Raw genomic sequence first — 24,799 nt, forward strand, 5'->3', positions numbered from 1 at the left:
ACCTGCAAGAGATGACCCGGGCGCGCAGCGCCCGGGCATAAATAATAAAGCCGTATTTTTTTATAGGGACATGACATGGGAATGAAGATGCCTTACTGGTGGCTCTCGTGCTGCCTGATATCTGTGCCCGCTTTCTGCGCAAATCCGGCGGCCACCATCAATACCGGACAGCTTCGCGAAACGCAGGAACTCCCCTCGCTCAACGGCCGCGTCGCACCTGCGGCTGGCAAAGCCGCCCCCGGTTCATTGCAGATTGGCGATGCCGTTAACCGCGCCGTCACCTGGCACCCGGCCATCAGCGAAGCCGTGGGAAAACTCTACCAGCAGAGCGAAGAGGTAGACGTCGCTAAGTCAAAATACTATCCGCAGATTAATGCCGGCGTGGACAACGGTTATTCCCACGACGGCGACCAGAACGGCTTTACGCCGTCGCTGGTGCTTTCTCTCTCACAGATGCTCTACGACTTTGGCAAAGTGGCAAGCCAGGTACGCGCCGAGAGCGCCGGCGTTGCCCAGCAGCAGGCCAACGTGCTGGTGAGTATCGACACTATCGCCCACGATACCGCCGTCGCCATGGTGCAGGTGCAAACCTGGCAGCAGATGGTTGAGACCGCTAAAGAGCAGCTCGACGCCCTCTCCTCCATCGGCACGCTGACCCGCCAGCGTAACGACGAGGGGGCTACGTCGCTCTCTGACGTGGTGCAGACCGATGCCCGAATCGAAGGCGCGCGAGCCCAGCTGATGCAGTACCAGGCCAGCCTGGACAGCGCCCGCGCCACGCTGATGAGCTTTCTCGGCTGGAACAGCCTGAACGCGATAAGCAATGACTTTCCGCAAAAGCTGGGCCGGAGCTGCGACATCGCCGAGCCGGACGACCGTCTGGTTCCCGCCGTTCTCGCCGCCTGGGCGCAGGCTAACGTCGCCCAGGCTAACCTGGACTATGCCGACGCGCAGATGACGCCAACCGTCTCGCTGGAGCCGGAGGTGCGCCACTACATGAACGATCGCTACGCGGGCAGCGACACGCGGGATCGCACCCAGTATTCCGCATGGGTGAAAGTTCAGATGCCGCTTTATCAGGGCGGCGGCCTCACCGCACGGCGTAACGCTGCCGGACACGCGGTGGAGGCGGCGCAGTCCACCATTCAGCGCACGCGTCTTGATGTCCGCCAGAAACTGCTGGAAGCCCGCAGCCAGGTGATGAGCCTGCAAAGCACGCTGCAAATTCAGGGGCGCCAGGAGGCGCTCAGCGCCCGCACCCGCGAACTGTACCAGCAGCAGTATCTTGACCTCGGCTCGCGCCCGCTGCTCGACGTGCTCAACGCCGAACAGGAGGTTTATCAGGCGCGCTTCACCCAGCAGCAGACCCTCGGTCAGCTGCACCAGCTGCAGCTCAACTGCCTGTATAACACCGGACAGCTGCGCCACGCGTTCGATCTTGATAACCGCACCATCCAGACCGTGGAGATCCAGCCATGAAGCAGCGTGATATCCCGCAAGGTGAAAACATGACGGATGAGGCGCTGGCGCAGTGGGCACAGGCCTTTGGTTTTGTTGCCACGCGCTATCGCGTCGCCTGCTCGCCCGGCGCGCTGATTGCAGGCGCACCCTGGCTGAAAGGCAAACCGATGGTGCCCGCCCTCACCCAGCTGGCCCGCGAAGCAGGGCTGTCGTTTCAGCTCCTTACCGACGATCGACAGGCGATCAACAGCTGGCGTCTGCCGGTTGTCGTAGCGATGAATGACGACAGGATCGGCGTGATCGAGCATTTCGACGGGGACGATACGCTGGAAGTCAGCTTTTTCGACGACGAGACCTACACCAACCGGCTGTCGATGACGGCGATGCTGCCCGCTATACGCCACGTTATTGCCCTGCGTCCACTCGCCGCGCTGAAGGACAGCCGCGTGGATGCCTATATCTCCAAATATCGTCCGGACTGGCTCTACCGGCTGGTGATGCGCGATCTCCGCCCCTACAGCTGGGTGATGCTCGCCGCGCTGTTTATCAACGTGCTGTCGCTTTCCGGGATCGTCTTTTCCATGCAGGTCTATGACCGGGTGATCCCCGCCCAATCCTACCCGACGCTGTACGTCCTGACCATCGGGGTGCTGATTGCCACCCTGTTTGGTTTTGTGCTGCGCGTGGCGCGCGGGCACATTATGGATCTGCTGGGCAAGCGCTCGGACATGCGCGTTTCGGATCGCGTCTTCGGCCACGCTCTGCGGCTGCGCAACAGCGCGATCCCCCGCTCCACCGGCAGCTTTATCTCACAGCTGCGCGAGCTGGAGCAGATCCGTGAGATGGTGACCTCGTCCACCATCTCGACGATTGTCGACCTGCCCTTCTTTTTACTGTTCGTGGTGGTGCTGGCGATCATCGCCCCGCAGCTGGCGTGGATCGCCCCGGTCGCGGCGGTGATCATGGTCCTGCCCGGCCTGCTGCTGCAGAAGAAGCTGGCGGAGCTGGCAAAGCAGTCGGCCCATGAATCAACCCTGCGCAACGCGGTGCTGGTGGAGAGCGTGCAGGGCCTGGAGGACATCAAGCTGATGCAGGCGGAAAACCGCTTTTTGCAGCAGTGGAACAGCTATATCCAGATCACCGCAGAATCCGGCCTGCGCACTCGCGAGCTGACGCAGAACCTGATCAGCTGGGGGATGACCATTCAGAGCCTGGTCTACGCCGGGGTGATTGTGGTCGGCGCGCCGATGGTGATCGACGGTACCCTGACCACCGGCTCGGTGGTCGCCGCGTCGATGCTGGCTTCCCGCATGATCGCCCCAATGGCGACGCTGTGCGGCGTGCTGGCGCGCTGGCAGCAGGTCAAAGCCGCAAAAGAGGGGCTGGACAGCATCATGCAGCTTCCCACCGAAAACCAGCGCGAGGAGACGCCGATCCGCCAGGACGTCCTGCGCGGACACTATCTTTTCGAGCAGGCGCAGTTCCGCTATCAGCCGGACGATCCGCGCATGGCGCTGCGCATTAATCGCCTGGAGATAAGGCCGGGAGAAAAAGTGGCGATCCTCGGGCGCAACGGCGCGGGCAAATCAACCCTGCTGCAGGCGATGGCGGGCGGGATGGACCTGGCGGCGGGCGAACTGCGGCTCGACGGCTTCAGCCTGCCGCATCTCGACGTGGCGGACGTGCGGCGCAACGTCGGCTTTATGACCCAGAACGCGCGGCTGTTTTACGGCACCCTGCGCGAAAACATCACCCTCGGCATGCCGCGCGCCACCGACGAAGAAATTTTCGAGGCGCTGGAGCTGACCGGCGCGGCGGGCTTCGTCCAGAAGCTGCCCAAGGGGCTGGACTATCCGATCATGGAAAACGGCGTAGGGCTCTCCGGCGGGCAGCGCCAGTCGATTCTGCTGGCGCGAATGCTCCTGCGCGATCCGAATATTGTGCTGATGGATGAACCCACCGCGTCGCTGGATGAGCACACCGAGCGGGAATTCATCCAGCGCCTGGGCGACTGGCTCGGGCATCGCACCCTGATCGTCGCCACGCACCGCGTACCGGTTCTGGAACTGGTGGAGCGCGTCGTGGTGTTAAAAGAAGGCATGCTGGTGATGGACGCGCCAAAAGCCCAGGCGTTGAGCAACAGCCGTATGCAGCAGCAACAGCAGCAGGCAGCAACCGGACGGGAGTGGAAAAATGAAAATCAGTCAGCGTGACGTGGCGGCAATGGACGATCTGGATAACGCCCTCGACTCCGAAAGCGGCTACACCGGCGCGCGCCGGATCGTGATCTTCTCGCTGCTGATGTTTGTAGTGCTGGGCGTCTGGGCATGGTTTGGCGTGCTGGATGAGGTGTCAACCGGTTCGGGTAAAGTGATCCCCAGCTCGCGCGAGCAGGTCTTACAGTCTCTCGACGGCGGGATCCTCACCGAGCTGAACGTCCACGAAGGCGATCAGGTGCAGGCCGGACAGGTGCTGGCGCGGCTTGACCCGACGCGTTCTGAGTCGAACGTCGGCGAAAGCGCGGCGCGCTACCGGGCCTCACTGGCCTCCAGCGCCCGCCTGTACGCCGAGGTAAACGATCTGCCGCTGAAATTCCCGCCTTCGCTGGCGAAATGGCCGGATCTGATTGCCGACGAAACCCGGCTTTACAACTCGCGCCGCGCGCAGCTGGAGGATACCCAGCGGGAGCTTCGCGCCGCGTTAGATCTCGCCAATAAAGAGCTGGCCATTACCCAGCGGCTGGTGAAAACCGGGGCCGCCAGCCACGTGGAGGTGCTGCGCCTGCAGCGGCAGAAAAGCGATCTGGAGCTGAAGCTCACCGACGTGCGTTCGCAGTATTACGTCCAGGCGCGCGAGGCGTTATCCAAAGCCAACGCTGAGGTGGATATGGTTTCAGCCATCCTCAAGGGCCGCCAGGATTCCGTCACCCGTCTGACGGTAAAATCCCCGGTGCGCGGGATCGTGAAAAATATCAAGGTGACCACCATCGGCGGGGTGATCCCGCCCAACGGCGAGCTGATGGAGATTGTGCCGGTGGACGATCACCTGCTGATCGAAACTCGCCTGTCGCCGCGCGATATCGCCTTTATCCACCCGAACCAGGAGGCACTGGTCAAAATCACCGCCTACGATTACGCCATTTACGGCGGCCTGCACGGGGTCGTTGAGACGATTTCCCCGGATACCATTCAGGATGAGGCCAAGCCGGAGGTGTTCTATTACAGGGTGTTTATCCGCACCAGTCAGGATTACCTGGTCAATAAGGCGGGCAGGCACTTCTCGATTGTACCGGGGATGATTGCGACGGTGGACATTAAGACCGGAGAGAAAACGGTGCTGGATTATCTGATTAAACCGTTCAACCGGGCGAAAGAGGCGCTAAGGGAGCGATAGCCAATCGCCGGGTGGTACCCGGCCTACATCCCCCCAGGCCCTTGCAAGCGCAGCGCCGCCGGGCATTAAACCGCACGCCAGAACTGGAACCTGCCTCGGAGGATTAATCTTTAGTCATGCATCCCACTTCCCTTCAGCCATCGCCCAGGTAATATTAACCGCAGACTAAACGCACTTGCGCACAGTGCAGGAGTGCATTACTATTCAGTCAGCTTCACGGACTGGAGCTCGCCAGCATTATGATTAGTTATTTTCGGGATCATTGGCTTGAGGATTTTTTTCTTTACGGCAGATCGAGCAATGTTATCCCTTCAAATCTGGAAACAGCGCTTGCGAGAAAGCTCGATATCATCAGGGCAGCAACCTCGCACAGGGATTTGCGATCGCCACCGGGTAATATGTATGAAGCATTGAATCCTCCGCTGAAGGGCTATTCCTCCATCCGGGTAAACAGGCAATACAGGCTCGTATTTCGCTGGACAGAGGGCAAAGCAGAAGATCTGTACCTCTCTCCACACAAGTACACGCAACACAAGTGAGGCATCATCTATGACACTTCAACAGGCACTCCGCAAACCCACCACGCCGGGCGACGTGTTGCAGTATGAGTATCTTGAACCGCTCAATCTGAAAATCAGCGATCTGGCGGAGATGCTCAATGTTCACCGCAACACCATCAGCGCGCTGGTCAATAACAATCGCAAGCTTACTGCCGATATGGCGATCAAGCTGGCAAAAGCCTTTGATACCACGATTGAATTCTGGCTGAACTTACAGCTGAACGTCGATATCTGGGAAGCGCAATCTAACGCCAGGACGCAGGAGGAACTAAGCCGTATAAAGACCGTTGCGGACGTCATGGCTAAGCGAAAATCTGGCCAACCGGATGTAGCCTGACCCGAACAGGCGCGGAGATCTTACTCCGCCGGGCGAGGTGCGGCGCTGTTATACACGCCAATATAACGCGCAAATTTCCCAATAAACACACCGGCAAACACGCCGCCGGAGACGATCGCCAGCGCGCTCATGGCAGGCTGCTGCATCGTCTGGGGAGAGACTGCGCTCATCACGCCCAGCACATACTTCACCCCGAACGCCAGCATCATAAACGGCAGCGCGGTGTAGTCCGCCTGGCGGTAAATGCTTCTCGGCGCCTCTGCGCGGGTGATAACCGCCTGCTTAATCAGAACATACCCCAGCGCGGCCCCGGCGAGGATCCCCGCCGTCCACAATGCGACTGTCCCGGGGGTTAACGTGCGGTAAACCACCAGATCGTAGATATCCCAGATTAGAAATATTGCCGGAATGATGGCAAGCCTCTCCAGCGTCACGGTGGCGGGCCGTCGGGCTTTAAGGCCGCGAGAGATGAGGAAGATAAACAGCACCCACACCCAGACGGGCGTGTGCGTCACAACACCGATCAGAAATTCAAACATGGAGTTCTCCATGGACGATTGCGGCCAGTGCCGCCCTGAACGCGTATTGCGCATAACGGCAAAACCACCGTTATGCGCAGGTCTTTTACAGCGATTTTTTCAGGCGTTGAACCGCTTCCTTCAGCTCTTCATCCGTTGGCGTGACAAATGACATACGCAGCGTTGAATGGTCTGGCTCATTGCAGTAGAAAAATTCGCCCGGCACAAATACTACGCCGTTACTTAACGTTTTTTCCAGCCAGCGGGTGGTATTACTACCATTTTTCATATTCGCCCACAGGAACATGCCGCCCTTCGGCTTGTGGAAAGACATCACGTCGCCAAGCTCGGCCTCCAGCTCGGTTGCGAACGTCTGGTATTTCTGGCGATAGGCTTCGCGGATCGTTTTAATCTGAGCGGGCAGACGACCGGTTTTCAGGTACTCATACGTCATCAGCTGCGACAGCGTGCTGGTGTGCAGATCGGTGGTTTGCTTAAGGTTGACCACCGCACGCTTCAGCCACTCCGGTACCAGCACCCAGCCCACGCGGGTTCCGGGAGCGAGAATTTTGGAGAAGGTGGAGGTATACACCACGTTCTCTTCATTACCGATATCTTTGGCGTGAGCAATCAACGGGCGGAACACTTCGTCGGTGTAATTAATTTCGCTGTACGGATCGTCTTCAATAATCACGAAGTCATAGCGCTTCGAGAGTTCCACCAGCTGTTTACGACGCGCCTCAGAAAGCGTCACGCCGCCAGGATTACCAAAGGTTGGAACGATATAGACCGCTTTGATGGTTTTCTTTGCCACCAACGCCTCAAGTTCATCAACCTTCATGCCGTCGCCGTCGGTGCCAACGGATTCAAAATTCGCCTGCGCCAGGCCGAATACCTGCAGCGCAGCAAGATAGGTTGGACGCTCGACGACGACAATATCGCCCGGATTAATCAAAGCACGCGCCAGCACGTCGAGGGACTGCTGTGAACCAGAGGTCACGACCACGTCATCCGCCTTACAGCGAATGCCTCGCCCCTCGCAAATACGCTGAATCTCTTCCCGCAGTCCCGGCACGCCTTCGGTCAGGCCGTACTGGAATGCCTCGCCAAAATGCTGAGATAACACGGCATCAGCGGCAATTTTCAGGCCTTCGTGATCGAACAAGGCCGGATTCGGAATCCCCCCACCGAGCGAAATGACGCCGGCCATTTTGCTATGTTTTAATAATTCACGGATGGCAGATGATTGCAGGCCCTGCGCGCTGCTGGCGAGTTTACTCACAGACATTCTTTGCTTACCTTCTTTTTTTATAGTGTGCCCAATCTTAGCAGAATATGGGCGATAAATTCCGTAAGCTTAGGCAGTTGACGTAAATCCTGACGCCACAATAAATGCACGGGTCTCGGCGCCGGAATATACTCTTCCAGCACCCGCACCAGCCTGCCGCTTTCCAGATCTTCCGCCACCAGCACCTCCGGCTGCAGCAGCAGTCCCGCTCCGGCTCTCGCGGCCATCCGGAGCCCGTAGCCGTCATTACATTTTAAGACCGCATCCCGCTTCCAGCGCACCTCGCCCTCGACGCCCGGCAGCCGCCACTCGTTGCGCGCGGTCCACACGCTGTGGGACAGGCAGAGATGATCCACCAGATCGGCAGGGGTTTGCGGCGTACCGTAGCGTGCCAGGTAGTCCGGCGCGGCGCAGATCACCATCCGGTAAGGGCAGAGGTATTTCGCCACCAGATCGTCTTTGTGAATGTCGCCAATACGAATGGCCAGATCGATACCCTCCTCCACCAGATCCACCATCCGGTTGGTGAGATCCAGCTCGATGCGCACTTCCGGGTAGCATTGTAAAAAAGAGGCCGTAAGCGGCGCGATCGCGCTGCCGCCAAACGAGGTGGGCGCCGTCACGCGCAGGGTGCCTGACGGTGCGGCGCGCAGGCGTTCCACGGCGCTTTCGGCGATCGCGACCTGCTCCAGCACCCGCTTCGCCTCGTCGAAATAGACCCGTCCGGCGTCGGTCAGGCTCTGGCGCCGCGTGTTACGCTCCAGCAGACGGGTGCCAAGCTGGGATTCCAGCAGCGCAACATACTTCCCCACCATCACCGCCGACATCTCGAGCCGTGCTGCCGCGCCGGTGAAGCTGCCGCTTTCAACCACCGCAATAAAGGTCTCCATGCTGCGAAGCTTATCCATATTCCAAACCTCTGGTTAGCAATCTTCTAACTTTAGCCTAGTTTATCCGTATTTTAATTTATTAAAGAATGAAGGCTCACAACAGAAGGAGTCGGCTATGAAAATCGTCATTATTGGTGCCAGCGGTACGGTTGGTCGTGCGGTAACGGAAGAGCTGAGTCGTCGCCACGAGGTCATCCGCGTCGGCCGCACGCAGGGCGACGAGCAGGTAGATATCACCTCTCAGGCGAGCGTTCAGGCGCTGTTCGAGAAAATCGGTCCGGTGGATGCCATTGTGTCCGCCAGCGGTGGCCTCTACTTTGGCCCGCTCGCGACCATGAAAGATAGCGACTTTAACCAGGGGCTACAGGATAAGCTGCTAGGACAGGTGCGCCTGGCGCTGACCGGCCAGCACTACCTGAACGAAGGCGGCTCGATTACGCTGATAAGCGGAATTGTGGCGCACGAGCCGATTGCGCAGGGCGTAAATGCCACCACGGTGAATGCGGCGCTGGAAGGGTTTGTTCGCGCCGCAGCCTGCGAATTGCCGCGCGGGATCCGCATCAACCTGATTAGCCCGACGGTTCTCACCGAATCCGTCGAAACGTACGATGGCTTCTTCCCGGGCTTCGAAAGCGTGCCTGCCGCGACGGTGGCGCAAGCCTATCGCCGCAGCGTGGAAGGCGTGCAGAGCGGGCGGGTATACAAGGTCGGCTACTAAGCCGTGCGCGCGGCGATCGGCACCAGCATCGGGCGTGGAAGCTGCGCTTGCCCGGCCTACAGAAGTGCGGCCTGATGCCATCCCCCCTCTCCCACAGGGAGAGGGAGAAATGCACATCAACCCACAACGCCCCAGACGAGGTTGCCCTTGTGGAACGTTGCGGTACGCGGGGAAATGCGCGCCACGGCTTCGGCGGAACAGGAGGCGTCCACCAGCACAAAGCTGGCGTCATCCTGCACTTTCGGCCACACGCGCTCCCCTTTGTCGTTCAGGGGCAGCACGTCGCCGGTCGCGATACCTAATGCGCGGGAGAGCGTCTGCTCGTTCGGGCGGATGTAGAGCTGGGCGTAGAGATTAGCTTTTTCCAGCATGTCCCCCAGACCGTACGGCGACCAGTGGTCGATCACGCTGTCGGTTCCCGTGATCACAAACACGCCCTTGTCCCGCAGCTGCTTCAGCGGCATATGCAGGGTACCAATCGGCACGGTGGAGGCGATGGTCACCTGCTGCGCCGCCATGCGGGTGGCGATCTCATCCACCTGCTTTTCGTTAAGCGTCGCCAGCGCAAAGGCGTGGCTGATGGTCAGCTTCCCCTTCAGCTCCGGCGTTTTCTCCACGGTTTCGACCATGTAGTTCACCGCCGCCACCCCCGCCGGGCTGGTCTCGTGCAGGTGAATATCCACTCCTTTGTCGTAGTCCAGCGCAATCTGGAACATCAGGTCGAGAGATTTCTCCATCGCGCCGTCGACGTTGGTCGGGTCCAGCCCGCCCACGTAGTGCGCCCCGGCCTGCATAGCCTCACGCATCAGCTTTTCGGAATGGGACAGCAGCAGCCCGTGCTGTGGGAAGGCGACGATTTCACAGTCAAAGCCGGGCTTACGGCGCGATAAAACCGCCTGCAGGTTTTCAAGATTCTTCAGGCCGGAGGTCGGCTCGATATTGCAGTGGCTGCGGGCTATGGTGGAGCCTTTCGACTGGATCAGATCGATCAGCTTTTCCGCACGCTCCTGGGTGAAGGGCTGAAGCTCCGGCAGCAGCTTCTGTTCCAGGCGGATCATATCCTGAATGGTGGTACCTGCCGGGCGGTTGAGGGAACGCCACGGGCCGCCGTAAAAGGTTTTATCCAGGTGAATGTGCATGTCGCGCATTGCCGGGAGCATCAGCTTGTTGCCCGCGTCGTAGTGCGGCAGCGTGGCGTCGGCGTGGCGCTTGTTATCGCGCAGGCCGACGATCTTCCCGTCTTGAATCTCCAGCGTCTTCAGCTCGGTGCGGGTGCTCGTCGCCACGTTGCCGTCAAAATTAAACCCGGCTTCGAGCAACACGTTGTCCAGATAGTAATGTTTCGCGGTGATATTCACAGGCTTACCGGTCTCGCAGAGTGGCTTTGCGGAGTCAGCAGCATACGCGACGGATCCGGTCGCGCCAAACAGCGCGCAGGCGGTAACCATTTTGCCGCTCTGGCTGATGAATTCACGGCGGCTTTTATTTTCACTCATCTTATCTTCCTTCATTCACAATATGGGTACCGGTTTCTCCGCGCAGCGCGGCGGGCAGGCAGTCCGGCGAGGTGATGATCACGCGCTTGCCGCCGTGATGTAAAAACGCCAGCGAGGCGACGATTTTGGGCAGCATGCTGCCCGCCGGGAAATGACCTTCTTCCATGTAGTGCGTCATCTCCGCTACGTCGACGGTCTCCAGCGCCTGCTGGTTTGGCTTACCGAAGTTGACACACACCTTTTCCACGCCGGTGGTAATCACCAGCACGTCGGCGCCGATCTCGCGCGCCAGCAGCGCGGTGGAGAGATCTTTATCAATCACCGCGTCGACGCTCTGGTAATCGCCCTGCGCCGAGCGCACCACGGGAATACCGCCGCCGCCCGCGCCGATCACCACGAAGCCTTTTTGCGTCAGTGTCTTGATCGCGTCGGCCTCGACAATGCGCAGCGGCTGCGGGGAGGCCACCACGCGACGATATCCCCGGCCCGAATCTTCTACAAAGTGCCAGTCCGGGTGCGCGCGCTGCAGCTCGTCGCGCTGCGCCTTGCTGAAGAACGCGCCGATCGGCTTCGTGGGGTGCGCAAAGCCGGGATCGTTTTTATCCACTTCCACCTGCGTGACGACCGTGACCGCCTTTTGCTCGCCGCGCGCGGCAAGGCGGTTGTTCAGCGCCTGCTGGATCAGGTAGCCAATACCGCCCTGGGTGTCCGCCACGCAGTTTGCCAGCGGCGTCAGAGGGAGCCCTTCCCGCTCGTGGGCGATTTCGGCACGGCGCAGATCCAGCCCCACCTGAGGGCCGTTGCCGTGGGTGAGCACGATGTCATAGTCGGAGGCCAGCATTTCCAGCACCGACTCTGCCACCGCTTTCACCGCCTGCGCCTGATGTTCAACCGACTGGCTGGCGTTGTCTTTGATAATGCTGTTGCCGCCGATGGCAACGACCATAAGCTCTTTCATACGTGTTCCTTCGCAACATTACCCGACGCAGCGCTCGCAACTTCCCGGCTGTCGAGAAAATGCTTCACCACAAACATGCCGCCCATCATCAGATACGCGGTGACGAACATCAGCGAACTGCCTTCGGCAAAGCCCACCACCGGGGCGTGGATCACCCCGAACAGCGCCAGCAGTGCCCCGCCCGCCGCAGCCACGGCACCGCGCAGCGGTTTGTTGATGATGGCAAAAATGGCGATACAGCCCCACAGCATGCTGGCGAGCGGTGCCCCGTTCCCCAGATGGACTAATCCTTCGTAGTAGATCCCTTTGCTGTGCAGCACGTCGGTACCGATTTTGGCGGCATTCGTGCCCGCCGCTCCCATCACGCTGTTCATCATGGTCAGCGCCCAGTTGGCGATCCACGGGAACAGGCAGATGAAGATCACCGGCACTTCCACTTTCGGCGTTTCCCTCACCACCTGGTTGGCGGTAACCACGCCGATAAACACCAGAATCGGCACGATGGCGGTCATCGGAATGATGGCGAGCATAAACGCCCCCAGCCCGAACAGCGGCACGATGAACATGGTCACGCCGGAGGCCAGCGTGTAGCCGATGCTGGCCCCCATCGCTTTCCAGCCGGGATGGCCGACGTAAACCGTCACCGGGAATGGGTTCCCCATCAGGCAGCCGAGCATGGAGGCCAGACCGTTCGCCAGCATGACTTTACGCGTCGGGTATTCATCCCCCGCCGCGTGGGCGCTTTCGATGTTCTCCAGGTCAAAGATGTAGTTCGCCAGCCCCAGCGGTACGGCAGAGGCAAGATACGGCAGCGCGTGCGGCAGGCCCTGCAGGAAGCCCTCCACATGCACCTGCGGCGGGTTAAAGCCGAAGGATGACATGGACGCTTTAATCGCTTCCGGGCTCTGCAGGCCGGAGATCCACGCCAGTGCGGTACCGGCTATCAGCAACAGCAGGCCGGTAGGAATTCTGGCGAAAATCGGCTTTTTGCCGAACCAGTTGATGAAGATCAGCAGCAGGACGATGAACGATACGGTCGGCGCTTCAAACGCCTGCAGCATCGGGTTCATCGCCAGCAGCAGCAGGCCTAAACCGGACAGGCATGACAGCAGCACGGTGCGCGGGATCATCTTGCGGATGGTTTCGCCCAGGAATGAACCGCCCGCAAGAATCATCGCCTCAACGAAGCACCAGACCAGGCCAATCTGAATAGCGAACTCCGCATTGCCCGTTTGCTGATACACCGGCATCAGCACCAGGAAGGTCACGGTAAAAATTGACGGCGCGCTGGGGCCGGACGGCAGCGCGGTGACGTCCGTGCGCCCGGTCTGGCGCGCCATCTGCATGCCGAACCACGCGTAGCAGATACTCGCGGCCAGCACCGCCAGCCCGAAGGCCGGCGCGATGCGTCCATAAACAATCTCCTTCGGGATGCCGACGACAAAAATGAGCAACCCCATCATGGTCAGCAAATTGGTCAGGTTGTTGGTCATCAACCCGAAATAAGCCGCCCAGTCACCTCTTTTCCACTCCAGCTTCATGTTTTTCATGGATGCATGCCTTATAAAAAGTAGCGATCGCGGAAGGTCAACAGCGCCTTTTCAAAACAGCTAAACGGCGGGTGAACGATGCCCGCCCCAATCATGCCGATGCCCGCGTCTTTGTGCGCAATGGCGGTATTGATGACCGGCAGAATGCCGCTGCCAGCGACCTTCGTGATGTCGATGGCGGTCGGAATGCCCATAAACGAGAGCAGTGGAATGGTGACGTTCGGATTTTCGCCGAGGGTGATTTCGCGCATCTGGCGGGAGAAGTCGATGGCTTCCTCCACCGTCCCGCCCACCAGGGCGACAATCGCCGGGGCCGTCGCCATCGCAAAGCCGCCGATGCCGTAGGTTTCGGTGATCGCGCTGTCGCCGATGTCCAGCCCGGAATCTTCCGGCTTATAGCCCGCGAACATCGGGCCGATCACCTGCTGCGCCGGGCCGGTGAACCACTGCCCCGGAAGCCCCGAAACGCGCAGGCCGAATTCGTAGCCGTTGCGCGCCATGGTGGTAACCACGGTGCTGTATTCAATGCCGTGGGCGGCGTCCAGCGCGGCTTTACACATCGCCATCCACGTCGGGCCGGAGAAGTAGTCGCTGCTGGCAACAAACTCGAACACCTCGCGCTGCTGCTCCACCGGATAGCCCGCCTGAATTAGCCCCGGCGTCAGAGCCTGGATCAGCAGCGTCGTGCCCGCGTTATTGCGGTTGTGGCACTCGTCGCCCATGTGCAGCGCCTGGGCCAGCATCAGGCGCAGGTCGATTTCGCCGATAATCTTCATCGCGTCGCGCAGCATCGGGCCGAGCACGTCGCGCATCCAGTTCAGGCGGTCGATCACGCTCTGGTCGTTAGCCCCCATGCGCAGGATCTTCGCCATCTGCTCGCTGAGGTTGGTGAACGCGCGGTTGCCGTAGGTTTTGTTCTCAACGATGTGCATAAACATCGACGCGGAGGTGACACCCGCCATGGAGCCCACGCAGTCGTGCTCGTGGCACGGCGAGAAGGCGATCTCCCCGGAGGCGGCAAGTCGCGCCGCGTCGTCCAGATCCTTCGCCAGCCCTTCAAACACCAGCGCCCCGGTGACCGCGCCCTTCATCGCGCCGCACATGTTTTCCCAGGAGACAGGCGGACCGGCGTGCAGAATGGTGGTGCGGGTCATCCCCGGCACAACGTTAATCGCCTGGTCATAGCCCACCAGCACCGGATGAGACTGAATAATGCGCTCAAGGGCGATTTGGTTGGCGGCGGCGATTTTATCCGCCAGCGGTTTTTCCGCCAGCTGGTCGAGCGCTTCAACGACCTGCATATTGCCCTGCCCCGGCGGCGTCCAGTCGAGCTGGGTCACGGGAACGTGCTGTTTTTTGAGATCGTCGCTGAACATCGCGAGACCCACGTTAATGACGTTCAGCGGCTGGTTAAATAAGGTAGTCATTATGCGTTCTCCCCTTTGCAGACAAATTCGCGTGCCAGTAATCCGGTATTGGTGCTGCTGCTGGCCCAGATGACGCCTGCGTCGGTCAGCAGCTGACACTGCTGCGCCAGCGACTGCGGATCCTGGTCGGTGCCGAGCACGTAGCCGAGGATCTCCAGCGGACGGTTATCGGCCTTCGCGATCGCCTGTGCTTCTTTAATGGCGTCGATCATCACGCCGACCGGATCCTCGTGGGCGCCGAAGCCGAGCACAAAGTCCATCACAATCACCCCGACTTCCGGGTCGCGAGCCTCCTGCAGCAGGCGGCTGATGCGGTTGGTCGGGTCAATCATCGGGTGCGGCTTGCCGTTGGTGAAATCGTCATCGCCAAAATCGAGGAAAGTGTGGGCTTTACTGACGCTGATGTCGCTCAGGCGCTTAGCCGGATCCGGCTGGATGTTGCTGTAAACGTCGTCGAATTTCGCAAGCGCGGCAAACATCGCCTCGTCGCACAGGGTGCCGCCGCAGAACAGGCCGCGAATGTACTTCTGCTGCGGGGTCAGGCGAGCGCGCACCTCTTCAATTAATGGCCAGTTGAGCGGGTGCAGATCGAGGGACTCTTTTTTGATGCCGGTGAGCAGGACGGCCTTCAGCGCCGCCTCTTTGGTGCCGCGCGCAAACTGAAGTCCGTCCTCATCGGCGGGCGGTTCATTGCGACCGAGGAAGCACGCGATCACGGGCTTACGACAGGCGCGCGCGCGGGCCAGCACTTTCTCCGCCACCGCTGGCGCGGGCGGCTTGGAGATCAGCGCAATCACTTCTGTACCCTCGTCGGCTTCCAGCATTTCAATGGCGTCAAGCATCATCAGGCCGCCGATCTTCTCGCTGAGATCGCGTCCGCCGGTGCCGATCAGCTGCGACACGCCGCCGCCGAATTCGTGAATACGCACGCTCAGCTCCTGGCTGCCGGTGCCGGATGCGCCGACGATACCAATCGGTCCGCGACGCACCGCGTTGGCGAAGCACAGTCCCGCGCCGTTGATGATGGCGGTGCCGCAGTCCGGCCCCATCATCAGCAGCCCTTTCCGGTGCGCGAGCTTCTTCAGCGCCAGCTCGTCGTCAAGCGACACGTTATCGGAAAACAGCATCACGTTGAGATCGTTTTCCAGCGCCTGACGCGCTTCGCGGGCGGCGAAGGTACCGTTGACGGAAATGACCGCGAGGTTACTGTCCGGGCGATGGGTTTTGGCGCTGGCAATCGTCGCGTAGCGCGCTTCATGGGAGCCCGCGCTCTCTTTACGCGTGAACAGCGCTTCAATAGCGGCCAGCGTTTCTTCATTCGCCGCGTCGCCTTTAATGACGATCATCAGGTCACCGTTTTTCGCCTCATTTAATTCCGGCGTTAAAAGCCCGAGGTTTTTTAAAACGCCCTTATTCATTTCCGTTGCCATGGCGACAAAGGCCTGTTCGACGCCCGGCAATTTATTGGCTTTAGTGGAAACGGACATTAATGATACGGAGTCAAAATAGGTGTTCTTTTTAATCACGATTTTCGTTGGCATTATTTGCACCTGTTCGCGGATAAAAGGGGGCCGCCGTCGTGCAAAATGCACGTCGGTAAAAATGTTTTATTTAATTAGCGGCCAGCCGGAACGGGCTGACCGACCGTCTTACGCGCCCGCCGCCGCCAGCAGGTCTGCAATCTCAGTGAAGCCTTTCTCCCGCGCCAGTTCGAGCGGGGTTTTGCCGTATTTGTCGGTCATATGCGGGTTCGCGCCGTGCTCCAGCAGCAGCTTCACGATCTCCTGCTGCTTTGTGCCGCCGTCGTTGAGTACGATGGCTTCCAGCAGCGGCGTCCAGCCGACAAAATTGGTGTGGTTAACGTTGATATCGGTTTTTTCAAGCAGCTCGCGGACGATCTCCACGTGCCCTTTTTCACTGGCTGGCGTAATGCCTACGCCGCCGAAGCGCGTCAGGCGGTCGAGATCCGGGTTCGCGGGTAATACCAGCCGCAGGAGAGTTAAATCGTTCGTCAGGCAGCTAATCAGGAAGGGGTTAAAGCAGGTCTGATCCTGTTTATCAATATCCGCCCCGGCGGCAATTAAGAAATCCACGCAGGCATAATGTTTTTTCAGGCTGGCAATAATAACGGCGGTTCTTTTCTGACGGTTCGTGGCGTTAATATCCACGCCCTTCTCCAGACAGGCTTTTAGCGCATCGCTATTGCCCTCTTCTGCCGCCAGCAAAAATTCCGTAACCAGTTCAGTTGCAGACATATTAAGACTCCCGATGTTTTTATTTCTGTTGACCTGAGAATAGCAACAGCCTGGTCATAAAAGAATCCGCTTAAAAATGATTCATCGACAGACAATTCATTGTTGAGTTAAATTCAATAAACCGGTCAAAACGTGCGTCTGTGCAACCTTTTTCTTATGTTTAACCGCTTTTTAGCGCGTCAAAACGCATTATGCTTATGTCTGGAAAAGCCTTGTATGGCGCGGCATTGATGAAATAGCCAGAACTGTGATCGGCTTCAAATGCGTTGTAACGACGCTGTTAAAATATGTTCAAAACTGATGGCTGAAGGGAGTGAGATATGAATTCCATCTTTACCGAGGAGAACCTGCTGGCCTTTACCACCGCCGCACGCTTCGGCAGCTTCAGCAAAGCCGCCGCCGAACTGGGTGTAACGACCTCCGCCATCAGTTACACCATTAAGCGCATGGAGACCGGGCTGGACGTGGTGCTGTTCGTCCGCAGCACGCGCAGCATTGAGCTGACCGAATCCGGCTTTTACTTTTACCGCAAAGCCACCGACCTGCTTAACGATTTTCACGCCATCAAGCGCGGGATTGATACCATTTCACAGGGCATCGAGGCGCGTGTACGCATCTGTATCAACCAGCTGTTGTATACGCCGCGCCATACCGCGCGGCTGCTACAGGTGCTAAAAAAGCAGTTCCCCACCTGTCAGATTACCGTCACCACCGAAGTCTATAACGGCGTGTGGGACTCTATCATCAACAACCAGGCCAATATCGCCATTGGCGCGCCGGACACGCTGCTCGACGGCGGCGGAATTGACTACACCGAAATCGGCGCCATTCGCTGGGTGTTTGCCATCGCGCCGGAGCACCCGCTGGCGTTCGTTCCGGAACCGATCGCGGAAAGCCAGCTGCGCCTGTATCCCAACATCATGGTGGAAGATACCGCGCACACCATTAACAAAAAGGTCGGCTGGCTGCTGCACGGGCAGGAGGCGATTCTGGTGCCGGACTTTAACACCAAGTGTCAGTGTCAGATCCTGGGAGAAGGGATAGGTTTTTTGCCGGAGTATATGGCGCGGGAAGCGGTGGAAGACGGGCTGCTGGTGACGCGGCGTATCAATAACCCGCGTCAGGATTCGCGCATGCTGCTCGCCACGCAGCATGCCGCAACCGGTCAGGTCACGCGCTGGATCAAACAGCAGTTTGGCCCCCAGGGCGTGCTGACCGGGATCTACAGCGACTTACTCTGGCGTGCTTAGTTCTTACTCTGAATCCAGAAGGCATGGATAAGACCCGGGATGTAGCCCAGCAGCGTCAGAATAATGTTGATAATAAACGCCCAGCCAAACCCTTTGCCTAACAGCACGCCCAGCGGCGGCAACAGGATGGTAAAAACAATACGCCAAAAACCCATATCAAAACTCCGTGCAAGCTAATCCATTGAAAATAATAAAGAGAACCCTTTGTAAGCATAGCCAGCTTACCTGTCTGCGCCAGTTTTCTGCCCCGCGTTTACCCTCTTTTACGCTTGTGACGCTGGTTTAATATACCGGATTAGTTTAGCATTACCTTAATTAAGAAAACACTAAACTAATATGACTGAACTCGAACAGCTTCAGGCCAGCGCCGAGCAGGCCGCCACACTTTTAAAAGCGATGAGCAACCCGCGTAGGCTGCTGATCCTCTGCACCCTGTGCGGAGCGCCCGGCACCAGCGCGGGAGAACTGGCGCGAGCCACGGGGCTTAGTCCTTCCGCCACGTCGCAGCATCTGGCGCGCATGCGTGAGGAAGGTCTGATCGACAGTACCCGCGACGCGCAGCGCATTCTCTATTTCATTAAAAACGATGCGGTGCATCAGCTCATCAGCACCCTGAAAAAGCTTTATTGCCCGTAAGGAGCCGCTATGTCACTTCCCCTTATTTCGCCGCGCGAGGCCAGTGCCCGCATCGCTGAAGGCGCAAAACTGATTGATATTCGTGATGCCGATGAGTACGCCCGCGAGCATATTCCCGCCGCGCGGTCCGTGCCGCTGGGTACTTTACCCGGTGGACTTAAAACGCAGGCGGGTGAAACGGTGATTTTTCACTGCCAGTCCGGCGCCCGTACCTCAGGCAATGCCGATCGCCTGGCGCAGGCTGCCGTTGCCGCTCAGGCATTTGTGGTCGAGGGTGGCATTCAGGGCTGGAAGCAGGCCGGGCTGCCGACTGTCGAAGACAAATCCCAGCCGCTTCCGCTGATGCGTCAGGTGCAAATTGCCGCCGGGCTGCTAATACTCTGTGGCGTGGTTCTGGGCTATAGCGTCTCCAGCGGCTTTTTCCTGCTCAGCGGCTTTGTAGGTGCCGGGCTGCTGTTTGCCGGTGTGACGGGCTTTTGCGGCATGGCGCGGCTGCTTAAGGTGATGCCCTGGAACCGTCGTACCTCATAAGCAGTAATCGGTGAAATACGCTGTACCCGGCGTCATACGTGGGCTAATGTGAAGATCGCTAAAACGATGAGGAGGTAATATGTTTTCTGTCGGTGATTATGTGCAACCGCGTAAAGGCGGCCCGAAACTGAAAGTGCTCGAAGTGAACGGTGACAGCATTGTGGCGGTCCAGGCCAGCAATGAGCAAGGTGAGAAATATACGCTGAAAGCCGCCGATGTGGCGCCGTATAGCGAAGAAGGTGATTTCGGCGTCTGCTGAACAGATAACCGGGCGGCATGTTCCGCCCGGTCAACGCATTAGATTAGAAAATCATCCAGTGATTTACCGTTTTCCAGCGCGCTGGCGATAGGCTTCGGCGTGCGGCCCTGACCGGTCCACGTTTTCTCTTCACCGTTCTGGTCAATAAAGCGATATTTTGCTTCACGCGGCTTACGCTTTTTCGCTTGCTTACCCGCCAGCGCCAGTTCAGAGCCCAGCAGATCGGTCGGTGAAATACCATCGGCTTTCATCAGTTCCAGCAGGGCATTAATTTTTTCCTGCTGCTCGGCGCGCTGCTGCTCTAATTCCGTCAGTTCACTCCGTTTCTCTTCAGTAACGACCCTGACCTTTTCCAGCATTTCCTCAAGAACGTCCAGGGATAATTCACGCGCCATGGCGCGCAGGGTTCGGATATTATTAAGATTCTGTAACGTCAAAGACATATTATTTGAAAACCTTTTCTTTGGGGTAAATAGATAAATCGCCGACAGAATAATTCATTTGAGTTGAAATATCTACCCAAGGGTCCGTATGGGCATCAGTGTAAATATATTAAAATCTCATTGCGAATAATAGCGCACGGGGCTGCCAGGAAACAGGGGTATCTAATCACCGCATTAATATAAATGGTCAACTTTACTCCAAATCACAGCATACTGCGCCGCTGTCATGAGGCGGATTCGTCGCCTGCGCCATCAATAAAACCAAGCTATTGATTTTCATATAAAAAAAGCCAAACGAGAGAGATTATAACGATCGGAGCAAAAAACGAACAACTTTAGAGAATATTGTGGACAAAAGGCGCTTAAATAAAAATTAATCACTAGTTGTCTGTTCAAACTCAGAGATATACGCTATACAAGTCAAACAAACCAACCTAAAGCACTATGCGCCGAAGGGAAATCGTTTCTTTTGTGTTCTTCTCAAGGAGTTCAGACATGTTCTCGCCGCAATCTCGCCTGCGCCACGCGGTGGCGGATACCTTCGCGATGGTTGTTTACTGTTCCGTCGTGAACATGCTGATCGAAATATTCCTCTCCGGAATGTCCTTCGAGCAGTCACTTTCTTCTCGTCTGGTGGCGATCCCGGTCAATATTATGATTGCATGGCCTTACGGTTTATACCGCGATGCGGTAATGCGTTTCGCGCGTCGAATTAGTCCTGCAGGCTGGGTGAAAAACCTGGCAGACGTCCTGGCGTATGTAACGTTCCAGTCGCCGGTTTACGTGGCCATTCTTCTGACAGTCGGTGCAGACTGGCACCAGATCGCTGCGGCAGTGAGTTCGAATATTGTCATTTCGATGCTGATGGGAGCCGTTTACGGCTATTTCCTCGACTACTGCCGCCGCCTGTTTAAGGTCAGCCAGTACAGCCAGGCTAAAGCGTGATGTGAAGCGACTGGCGCACGCCAGTCGCGGATTTACTATACGTCGCCAAACAATCCCTTCAAAAATCGCTCCAGCGCCATACGTGAACTGAAACCGTGCGGAATACCATAATGCTCATGCCGTTCACCGCCTAAATAGAGCGGAAATTGCTGATAATGATCGCAGGTTTTAATATCCGAGGCAGGCTCAGCAAATGACAGGCTTCTGTCTTTCAGCGTCGGGTGAATAATGAGAGCGGTACGTCCCATTCTTGCTTCGCGATTAACATAAACATAATTCTCGCCGCGGCGATATCCATACGCTTTTGGCGTCACCTCATCCATGGTGAATCCCTCTTTTTCAAGAACGCGTGCCACCTCGTCAGGTCGTAAATACATATCTTTTCCTCGTTATCTTTTCCTGCCCGGCAACCTTACAGTATTCAGCAATAGCAGGGCTTTCAGAATAGTCCATAAACTGCCGGATAACGCGTGATGCGCTTCAGATATTAAATTTCTGAACTAAACTGAACGGGAACACAAAATTACGGAGGATCGTATGTTTAACAGACCGAACCGAAACGATATTAACGACGACGCTCAGGATATTCGTAATGATGTCAGCCAATTAGCGGACACGCTGGAAGAGGTGCTGAAGTCCTGGGGAAGTGACGCGAAGGACGAAGCGGATGCCGCAAAGCGTAAGGCTCAGTCTCTGCTCCGTGAAACCCGCGCACGTTTAAACGGCCGCACGCGTACGACACAGGCTGCCTGCGATGCGGTCAGCTGCGCAACGACCTTCGTACGCGAGAAACCGCTCTGTACGCTCGGCACGGTAGCGGCAGTCGGTATCTTCGTGGGCGCTCTGCTTAGCCTGCGTAAATAACCCGATCGCGCACCGTTATCTGCCCCGGTGGTCAGTGGCTGCCGGGGCTTTTCTTTATCTTCTCGCCTGTAAAACCCGTATAGCCTGCCCTGCCCCGCTGGGCTCATCATCGGGACATCATCAATCTAAATTTCCCATATCCTGTATGGTTGAAACTTAAGACAACTACATCTAGTATTCCTTTTAGCAAGACACACACAACCTGACGCGATGATTCGCGCCGTTCTCTCATTTTAAATGGAAATACGAATCATGAGCATTATTATTTACACTCGTAACAATTGTGTTCAGTGCCACGCGACTAAACGGGCGATGGAAAGCCGCGGCGTGGCGTTTGAGATGGTGAATATTGACCAGCAGCCCGAGGCCGCAGACACCCTTCGCGCGCAGGGTTTCCGCCAGCTTCCGGTGGTGGTAGCCGGGGAGACCAGCTGGTCTGGCTTTCGCCCGGACATGATCAACCGCCTCGCCTCGCAGGCCGCACGGGCATGAGCAGACTGGTGTTCTTCTCCAGCAGCTCGGAAAACACGCTCCGTTTTATTGAGCGCGTCGGGCTGCCTGCGGTGCGCATTCCGCTCAACGAGCGGGAGCGGATCCGAGTAGAGGAACCGTACATTCTGGTGGTGCCCAGCTATGGCGGAGGCGGTACGGCGGGCGCGGTACCTCGCCAGGTGATCCGCTTTCTGAACGATCCTCATAATCGCGGGCTAATCCGCGGCGTGATCGCGGCGGGGAATCGTAATTTCGGCGATGCCTTTTGCCGTGCCGGGGATGTCATCTCTCAAAAATGCGGCGTGCCGTATCTCTATCGCTTTGAGCTGATGGGGACGCAGCAGGACGTCGAAAACGTGCGTAAAGGAGTGAACGAATTTTGGCAACGACAACCGCAGAACGGGTGATCCAGGCGACGCCGGATTACCACGCATTAAACGCGATGCTTAACCTCTATGACCGGGAGGGACGCATTCAGTTTGATAAAGACCGTGAGGCGGTGGACGCCTTTTTTGCCGCCCATGTGCGGCCCAACAGCGTGACTTTTGCAAGCCAGAATGAACGTCTCGACCACCTGGTTAACGAGGGTTACTACGACGCGCGCGTACTCACCCGCTACGACCGTGCCTTTGTGGTGAAGCTGTTTGAACGCGCCCACGCCAGCGGTTTTCGTTTCCAGACTTTCCTCGGCGCGTGGAAGTACTACACCAGCTATACGCTGAAGACTTTCGACGGCAAACGCTACTTAGAGAGCTTTGAAGATCGCGTGGTGATGGTCGCACTGACCCTGGCGCAGGGCGATGAAGCGCTGGCGCAACAGCTCACCGACGAGATCCTCTCCGGCCGCTTCCAGCCAGCCACGCCGACCTTCCTCAACTGCGGTAAAGCCCAGCGCGGCGAGCTGGTTTCCTGCTTCCTGCTACGTATCGAAGATAACATGGAGTCGATTGGCCGCGCGGTGAACTCGGCGCTGCAGCTTTCCAAACGCGGCGGCGGCGTGGCGTTTCTGCTGTCTAACCTGCGTGAAGCGGGCGCGCCGATCAAGCGCATCGAAAACCAGTCTTCCGGCGTGATCCCGGTGATGAAGATGCTGGAGGATGCGTTCTCTTATGCTAACCAGCTTGGCGCGCGCCAGGGTGCGGGAGCGGTTTACCTGCACGCGCATCATCCGGACATTCTGCGTTTTCTCGATACCAAACGCGAAAACGCCGACGAAAAAATCCGCATCAAAACCCTGTCGCTGGGCGTGGTGATCCCGGATATCACCTTTAAACTGGCCAAAGAGAATGCCGGGATGGCGCTCTTCTCGCCGTATGACGTTGAGCGTATTTACGGCAAAGCGTTTGGTGACGTGGCGATAAGCGAGCTGTATAACGAGCTGGTAGCCGACGAGCGCATTCGCAAAAAATATATCAACGCCCGCGATTTCTTCCAGACGCTTGCGGAGATCCAGTTTGAGTCCGGCTATCCGTACATCATGTATGAAGATACGGTGAACCGCGCGAACCCGATTGCCGGGCGCATCAACATGAGCAACCTGTGCTCGGAGATCTTGCAGGTCAACAGCGCATCGACCTACGACGAAAACCTCGACTATGCTGACATCGGCAAAGATATCTCCTGCAACCTCGGCTCGCTGAATATCGCCCACACCATGGATTCTCCCGACTTTGGCCGCACGGTGGAGACCGCCATTCGCGGGCTGACGGCGGTGTCGGACATGAGCCACCTCCGCAGCGTGCCGTCCATCAAGGCGGGCAACGCCGCATCGCACGCCATCGGGCTGGGGCAGATGAACCTGCACGGCTACCTGGCGCGGGAGGGCATCGCCTATGGCAGTCCGGAAGGGCTGGACTTCACCAACCTCTATTTTTACACCATCACCTGGCACGCGCTGCACACCTCGATGATGCTGGCGCGCGAGCGCAACCAGCGGTTCGCGGGCTTTGAGCAGTCCCGCTACGCCAGCGGGGAGTATTTTAGCCAGTATCTTGAAGGCGACTGGCAGCCGAAAACCGAAAAAGTGCGCGAACTGTTTGCTCTCTCCGGAATCGAGTTGCCGACGCGCGAAATGTGGCAGCAATTGCGGAATGACGTGATGCGCTACGGCATCTACAACCAGAACCTGCAGGCGGTGCCGCCAACCGGTTCGATCTCCTATATCAATCACGCCACGTCGAGCATTCACCCGATCGTGTCGAAAATCGAGATTCGCAAAGAAGGCAAAACCGGGCGCGTTTACTACCCTGCCCCGTTTATGACCAATGAGAACCTGGCGCTCTATCAGGACGCGTATGAGATCGGCCCGGAAAAAATCATCGATACCTACGCGGAGGCGACAAAACACGTGGATCAGGGGCTCTCGCTGACGCTGTTCTTCCCGGATACCGCCACCACGCGGGATATCAACAGGGCGCAGATCTACGCCTGGAAGAAAGGTATCAAGACGCTTTACTACATTCGCCTGCGCCAGCTTGCGCTGGAAGGCACCGAAATTGAAGGCTGCGTGTCCTGCGCGCTGTAAGGAG

General features: G+C 57.9%; 27 protein-coding genes. 15 read left to right on the top strand and 12 right to left on the bottom strand.

Annotated elements, in window-relative coordinates; translation table 11 throughout:
• Positions 1–75: 75 nt before the first annotated feature.
• The 5 genes from ACW9E7_RS15315 (at position 76) to ACW9E7_RS15335 (ending at position 5,751) form a co-directional block, all read left to right on the top strand.
• Positions 76–1,479: a TolC family outer membrane protein gene (locus ACW9E7_RS15315; RefSeq protein ID WP_458728027.1), complete on the top strand. Its 1,404-nt coding sequence runs from the start codon at positions 76–78 to the stop codon at positions 1,477–1,479.
• Positions 1,476–3,674 carry a type I secretion system permease/ATPase gene (locus ACW9E7_RS15320; RefSeq protein ID WP_133295003.1) on the top strand — a complete coding sequence of 733 codons (2,199 nt, stop codon included), beginning with the start codon at positions 1,476–1,478 and terminating at the stop codon, positions 3,672–3,674. Before ACW9E7_RS15315 ends, ACW9E7_RS15320 begins: the two co-directional genes overlap by 4 nt.
• 10 nt (positions 3,675–3,684) lie before the next feature.
• Complete coding sequence (locus ACW9E7_RS15325) at positions 3,685–4,854, top strand: HlyD family efflux transporter periplasmic adaptor subunit (RefSeq protein WP_086374946.1); 1,170 nt, start codon at positions 3,685–3,687, stop codon at positions 4,852–4,854.
• A gap of 239 nt (positions 4,855–5,093) precedes the next feature.
• Entirely contained in the window at positions 5,094–5,393 is a 300-nt protein-coding gene (locus ACW9E7_RS15330) for a type II toxin-antitoxin system RelE/ParE family toxin (protein ID WP_136195161.1), read from the top strand.
• A 10-nt stretch (positions 5,394–5,403) separates the two neighbouring features.
• Positions 5,404–5,751 carry a HigA family addiction module antitoxin gene (locus tag ACW9E7_RS15335; RefSeq protein WP_063408808.1) on the top strand — a complete coding sequence of 116 codons (348 nt, stop codon included), beginning with the start codon at positions 5,404–5,406 and terminating at the stop codon, positions 5,749–5,751.
• 20 nt (positions 5,752–5,771) lie between these two features.
• On the opposite strand, the gene ACW9E7_RS15340 is transcribed toward ACW9E7_RS15335, so the two are convergent.
• The 3 genes from ACW9E7_RS15340 to ACW9E7_RS15350 form a co-directional block, all read right to left on the bottom strand.
• Positions 5,772–6,290 (bottom strand): DUF6622 family protein, encoded by a 519-nt coding sequence (locus ACW9E7_RS15340; RefSeq protein WP_271369187.1) that lies wholly within the window; start codon positions 6,288–6,290, stop codon positions 5,772–5,774.
• 85 nt (positions 6,291–6,375) lie between these two features.
• Complete coding sequence (locus ACW9E7_RS15345) at positions 6,376–7,557, bottom strand: aminotransferase-like domain-containing protein (RefSeq protein ID WP_115876109.1); 1,182 nt, start codon at positions 7,555–7,557, stop codon at positions 6,376–6,378.
• A gap of 20 nt (positions 7,558–7,577) precedes the next feature.
• Positions 7,578–8,465, bottom strand: coding sequence for a LysR family transcriptional regulator (locus ACW9E7_RS15350; RefSeq protein WP_458728028.1), 888 nt, complete (start codon positions 8,463–8,465; stop codon positions 7,578–7,580).
• Positions 8,466–8,562: 97 nt separating this feature from the next.
• Between ACW9E7_RS15350 and ACW9E7_RS15355 the strand changes: the two genes are divergently transcribed.
• Positions 8,563–9,165 (top strand): short chain dehydrogenase, encoded by a 603-nt coding sequence (locus tag ACW9E7_RS15355; RefSeq protein WP_023308908.1) that lies wholly within the window; start codon positions 8,563–8,565, stop codon positions 9,163–9,165.
• Between the two features lie 116 nt (positions 9,166–9,281).
• Here ACW9E7_RS15355 and ACW9E7_RS15360 read toward each other — a convergent pair whose 3' ends face one another.
• The 6 genes from ACW9E7_RS15360 to ACW9E7_RS15385 form a co-directional block, all read right to left on the bottom strand.
• Complete coding sequence (locus ACW9E7_RS15360; protein ID WP_458728029.1) at positions 9,282–10,661, bottom strand: amidohydrolase family protein; 1,380 nt, start codon at positions 10,659–10,661, stop codon at positions 9,282–9,284.
• Position 10,662: 1 nt separating this feature from the next.
• On the bottom strand, positions 10,663–11,619 hold the full coding sequence (locus ACW9E7_RS15365; protein WP_458728030.1) for a carbamate kinase family protein: 957 nt from the start codon (positions 11,617–11,619) through the stop codon (positions 10,663–10,665).
• Complete coding sequence (locus ACW9E7_RS15370) at positions 11,616–13,169, bottom strand: xanthine permease (RefSeq protein ID WP_458728031.1); 1,554 nt, start codon at positions 13,167–13,169, stop codon at positions 11,616–11,618. The genes ACW9E7_RS15365 and ACW9E7_RS15370 overlap by 4 nt, the downstream gene beginning before the upstream one ends.
• 11 nt (positions 13,170–13,180) lie before the next feature.
• Positions 13,181–14,596 (bottom strand): YlbE family protein, encoded by a 1,416-nt coding sequence (locus tag ACW9E7_RS15375; protein ID WP_458728032.1) that lies wholly within the window; start codon positions 14,594–14,596, stop codon positions 13,181–13,183.
• On the bottom strand, positions 14,596–16,137 hold the full coding sequence (fdrA, locus tag ACW9E7_RS15380; RefSeq protein ID WP_271369192.1) for an acyl-CoA synthetase FdrA: 1,542 nt from the start codon (positions 16,135–16,137) through the stop codon (positions 14,596–14,598). Before fdrA ends, ACW9E7_RS15375 begins: the two co-directional genes overlap by 1 nt.
• Before the next feature lie 108 nt (positions 16,138–16,245).
• Entirely contained in the window at positions 16,246–16,851 is a 606-nt protein-coding gene (locus ACW9E7_RS15385) for an ankyrin repeat domain-containing protein (protein ID WP_458728033.1), read from the bottom strand.
• A 320-nt stretch (positions 16,852–17,171) separates the two neighbouring features.
• Between ACW9E7_RS15385 and ACW9E7_RS15390 the strand changes: the two genes are divergently transcribed.
• Positions 17,172–18,101 carry a LysR substrate-binding domain-containing protein gene (locus tag ACW9E7_RS15390; protein WP_115876116.1) on the top strand — a complete coding sequence of 310 codons (930 nt, stop codon included), beginning with the start codon at positions 17,172–17,174 and terminating at the stop codon, positions 18,099–18,101.
• Here the strand turns inward: ACW9E7_RS15390 and ACW9E7_RS15395 are convergent.
• On the bottom strand, positions 18,098–18,256 hold the full coding sequence (locus ACW9E7_RS15395) for a YqaE/Pmp3 family membrane protein (RefSeq protein WP_115876117.1): 159 nt from the start codon (positions 18,254–18,256) through the stop codon (positions 18,098–18,100). The two genes, ACW9E7_RS15390 and ACW9E7_RS15395, sit on opposite strands and share 4 nt — an antisense overlap.
• Before the next feature lie 181 nt (positions 18,257–18,437).
• Here ACW9E7_RS15395 and ACW9E7_RS15400 point away from each other — a divergent pair, with 181 nt between their 5' ends.
• The 3 genes from ACW9E7_RS15400 (at position 18,438) to ACW9E7_RS15410 (ending at position 19,527) form a co-directional block, all read left to right on the top strand.
• On the top strand, positions 18,438–18,737 hold the full coding sequence (locus ACW9E7_RS15400; protein WP_115876118.1) for an ArsR/SmtB family transcription factor: 300 nt from the start codon (positions 18,438–18,440) through the stop codon (positions 18,735–18,737).
• A 9-nt stretch (positions 18,738–18,746) separates the two neighbouring features.
• Complete coding sequence (locus tag ACW9E7_RS15405) at positions 18,747–19,268, top strand: rhodanese family protein (RefSeq protein ID WP_111965891.1); 522 nt, start codon at positions 18,747–18,749, stop codon at positions 19,266–19,268.
• A gap of 79 nt (positions 19,269–19,347) precedes the next feature.
• Positions 19,348–19,527, top strand: coding sequence for a YodC family protein (locus ACW9E7_RS15410; RefSeq protein ID WP_133295013.1), 180 nt, complete (start codon positions 19,348–19,350; stop codon positions 19,525–19,527).
• A 38-nt stretch (positions 19,528–19,565) separates the two neighbouring features.
• Here ACW9E7_RS15410 and stpA read toward each other — a convergent pair whose 3' ends face one another.
• Entirely contained in the window at positions 19,566–19,970 is a 405-nt protein-coding gene (gene stpA / locus ACW9E7_RS15415; RefSeq protein ID WP_127732086.1) for a DNA-binding protein StpA, read from the bottom strand.
• 495 nt (positions 19,971–20,465) lie between these two features.
• On the opposite strand from stpA, the gene alaE reads away from it, so the two are divergent.
• Positions 20,466–20,915: an L-alanine exporter AlaE gene (alaE, locus tag ACW9E7_RS15420; protein WP_458728034.1), complete on the top strand. Its 450-nt coding sequence runs from the start codon at positions 20,466–20,468 to the stop codon at positions 20,913–20,915.
• Between the two features lie 35 nt (positions 20,916–20,950).
• Here the strand turns inward: alaE and ACW9E7_RS15425 are convergent, their stop codons facing one another.
• Positions 20,951–21,292 carry a DUF2002 family protein gene (locus ACW9E7_RS15425; protein WP_458728035.1) on the bottom strand — a complete coding sequence of 114 codons (342 nt, stop codon included), beginning with the start codon at positions 21,290–21,292 and terminating at the stop codon, positions 20,951–20,953.
• A gap of 160 nt (positions 21,293–21,452) precedes the next feature.
• Between ACW9E7_RS15425 and ACW9E7_RS15430 the strand changes: the two genes are divergently transcribed.
• The 4 genes from ACW9E7_RS15430 (at position 21,453) to nrdE (ending at position 24,795) form a co-directional block, all read left to right on the top strand.
• Complete coding sequence (locus tag ACW9E7_RS15430; RefSeq protein ID WP_008502569.1) at positions 21,453–21,779, top strand: DUF883 domain-containing protein; 327 nt, start codon at positions 21,453–21,455, stop codon at positions 21,777–21,779.
• Between the two features lie 252 nt (positions 21,780–22,031).
• Complete coding sequence (gene nrdH / locus ACW9E7_RS15435) at positions 22,032–22,271, top strand: glutaredoxin-like protein NrdH (RefSeq protein WP_249576864.1); 240 nt, start codon at positions 22,032–22,034, stop codon at positions 22,269–22,271.
• Positions 22,268–22,678 (top strand): class Ib ribonucleoside-diphosphate reductase assembly flavoprotein NrdI, encoded by a 411-nt coding sequence (nrdI, locus tag ACW9E7_RS15440; RefSeq protein ID WP_133295016.1) that lies wholly within the window; start codon positions 22,268–22,270, stop codon positions 22,676–22,678. Before nrdH ends, nrdI begins: the two co-directional genes overlap by 4 nt.
• Entirely contained in the window at positions 22,651–24,795 is a 2,145-nt protein-coding gene (gene nrdE, locus ACW9E7_RS15445) for a class 1b ribonucleoside-diphosphate reductase subunit alpha (protein ID WP_458728036.1), read from the top strand. Before nrdI ends, nrdE begins: the two co-directional genes overlap by 28 nt.
• Positions 24,796–24,799 lie beyond the last annotated feature (4 nt).

It is taken from the genome of Enterobacter sp. H2G27 (assembly GCF_054403075.1).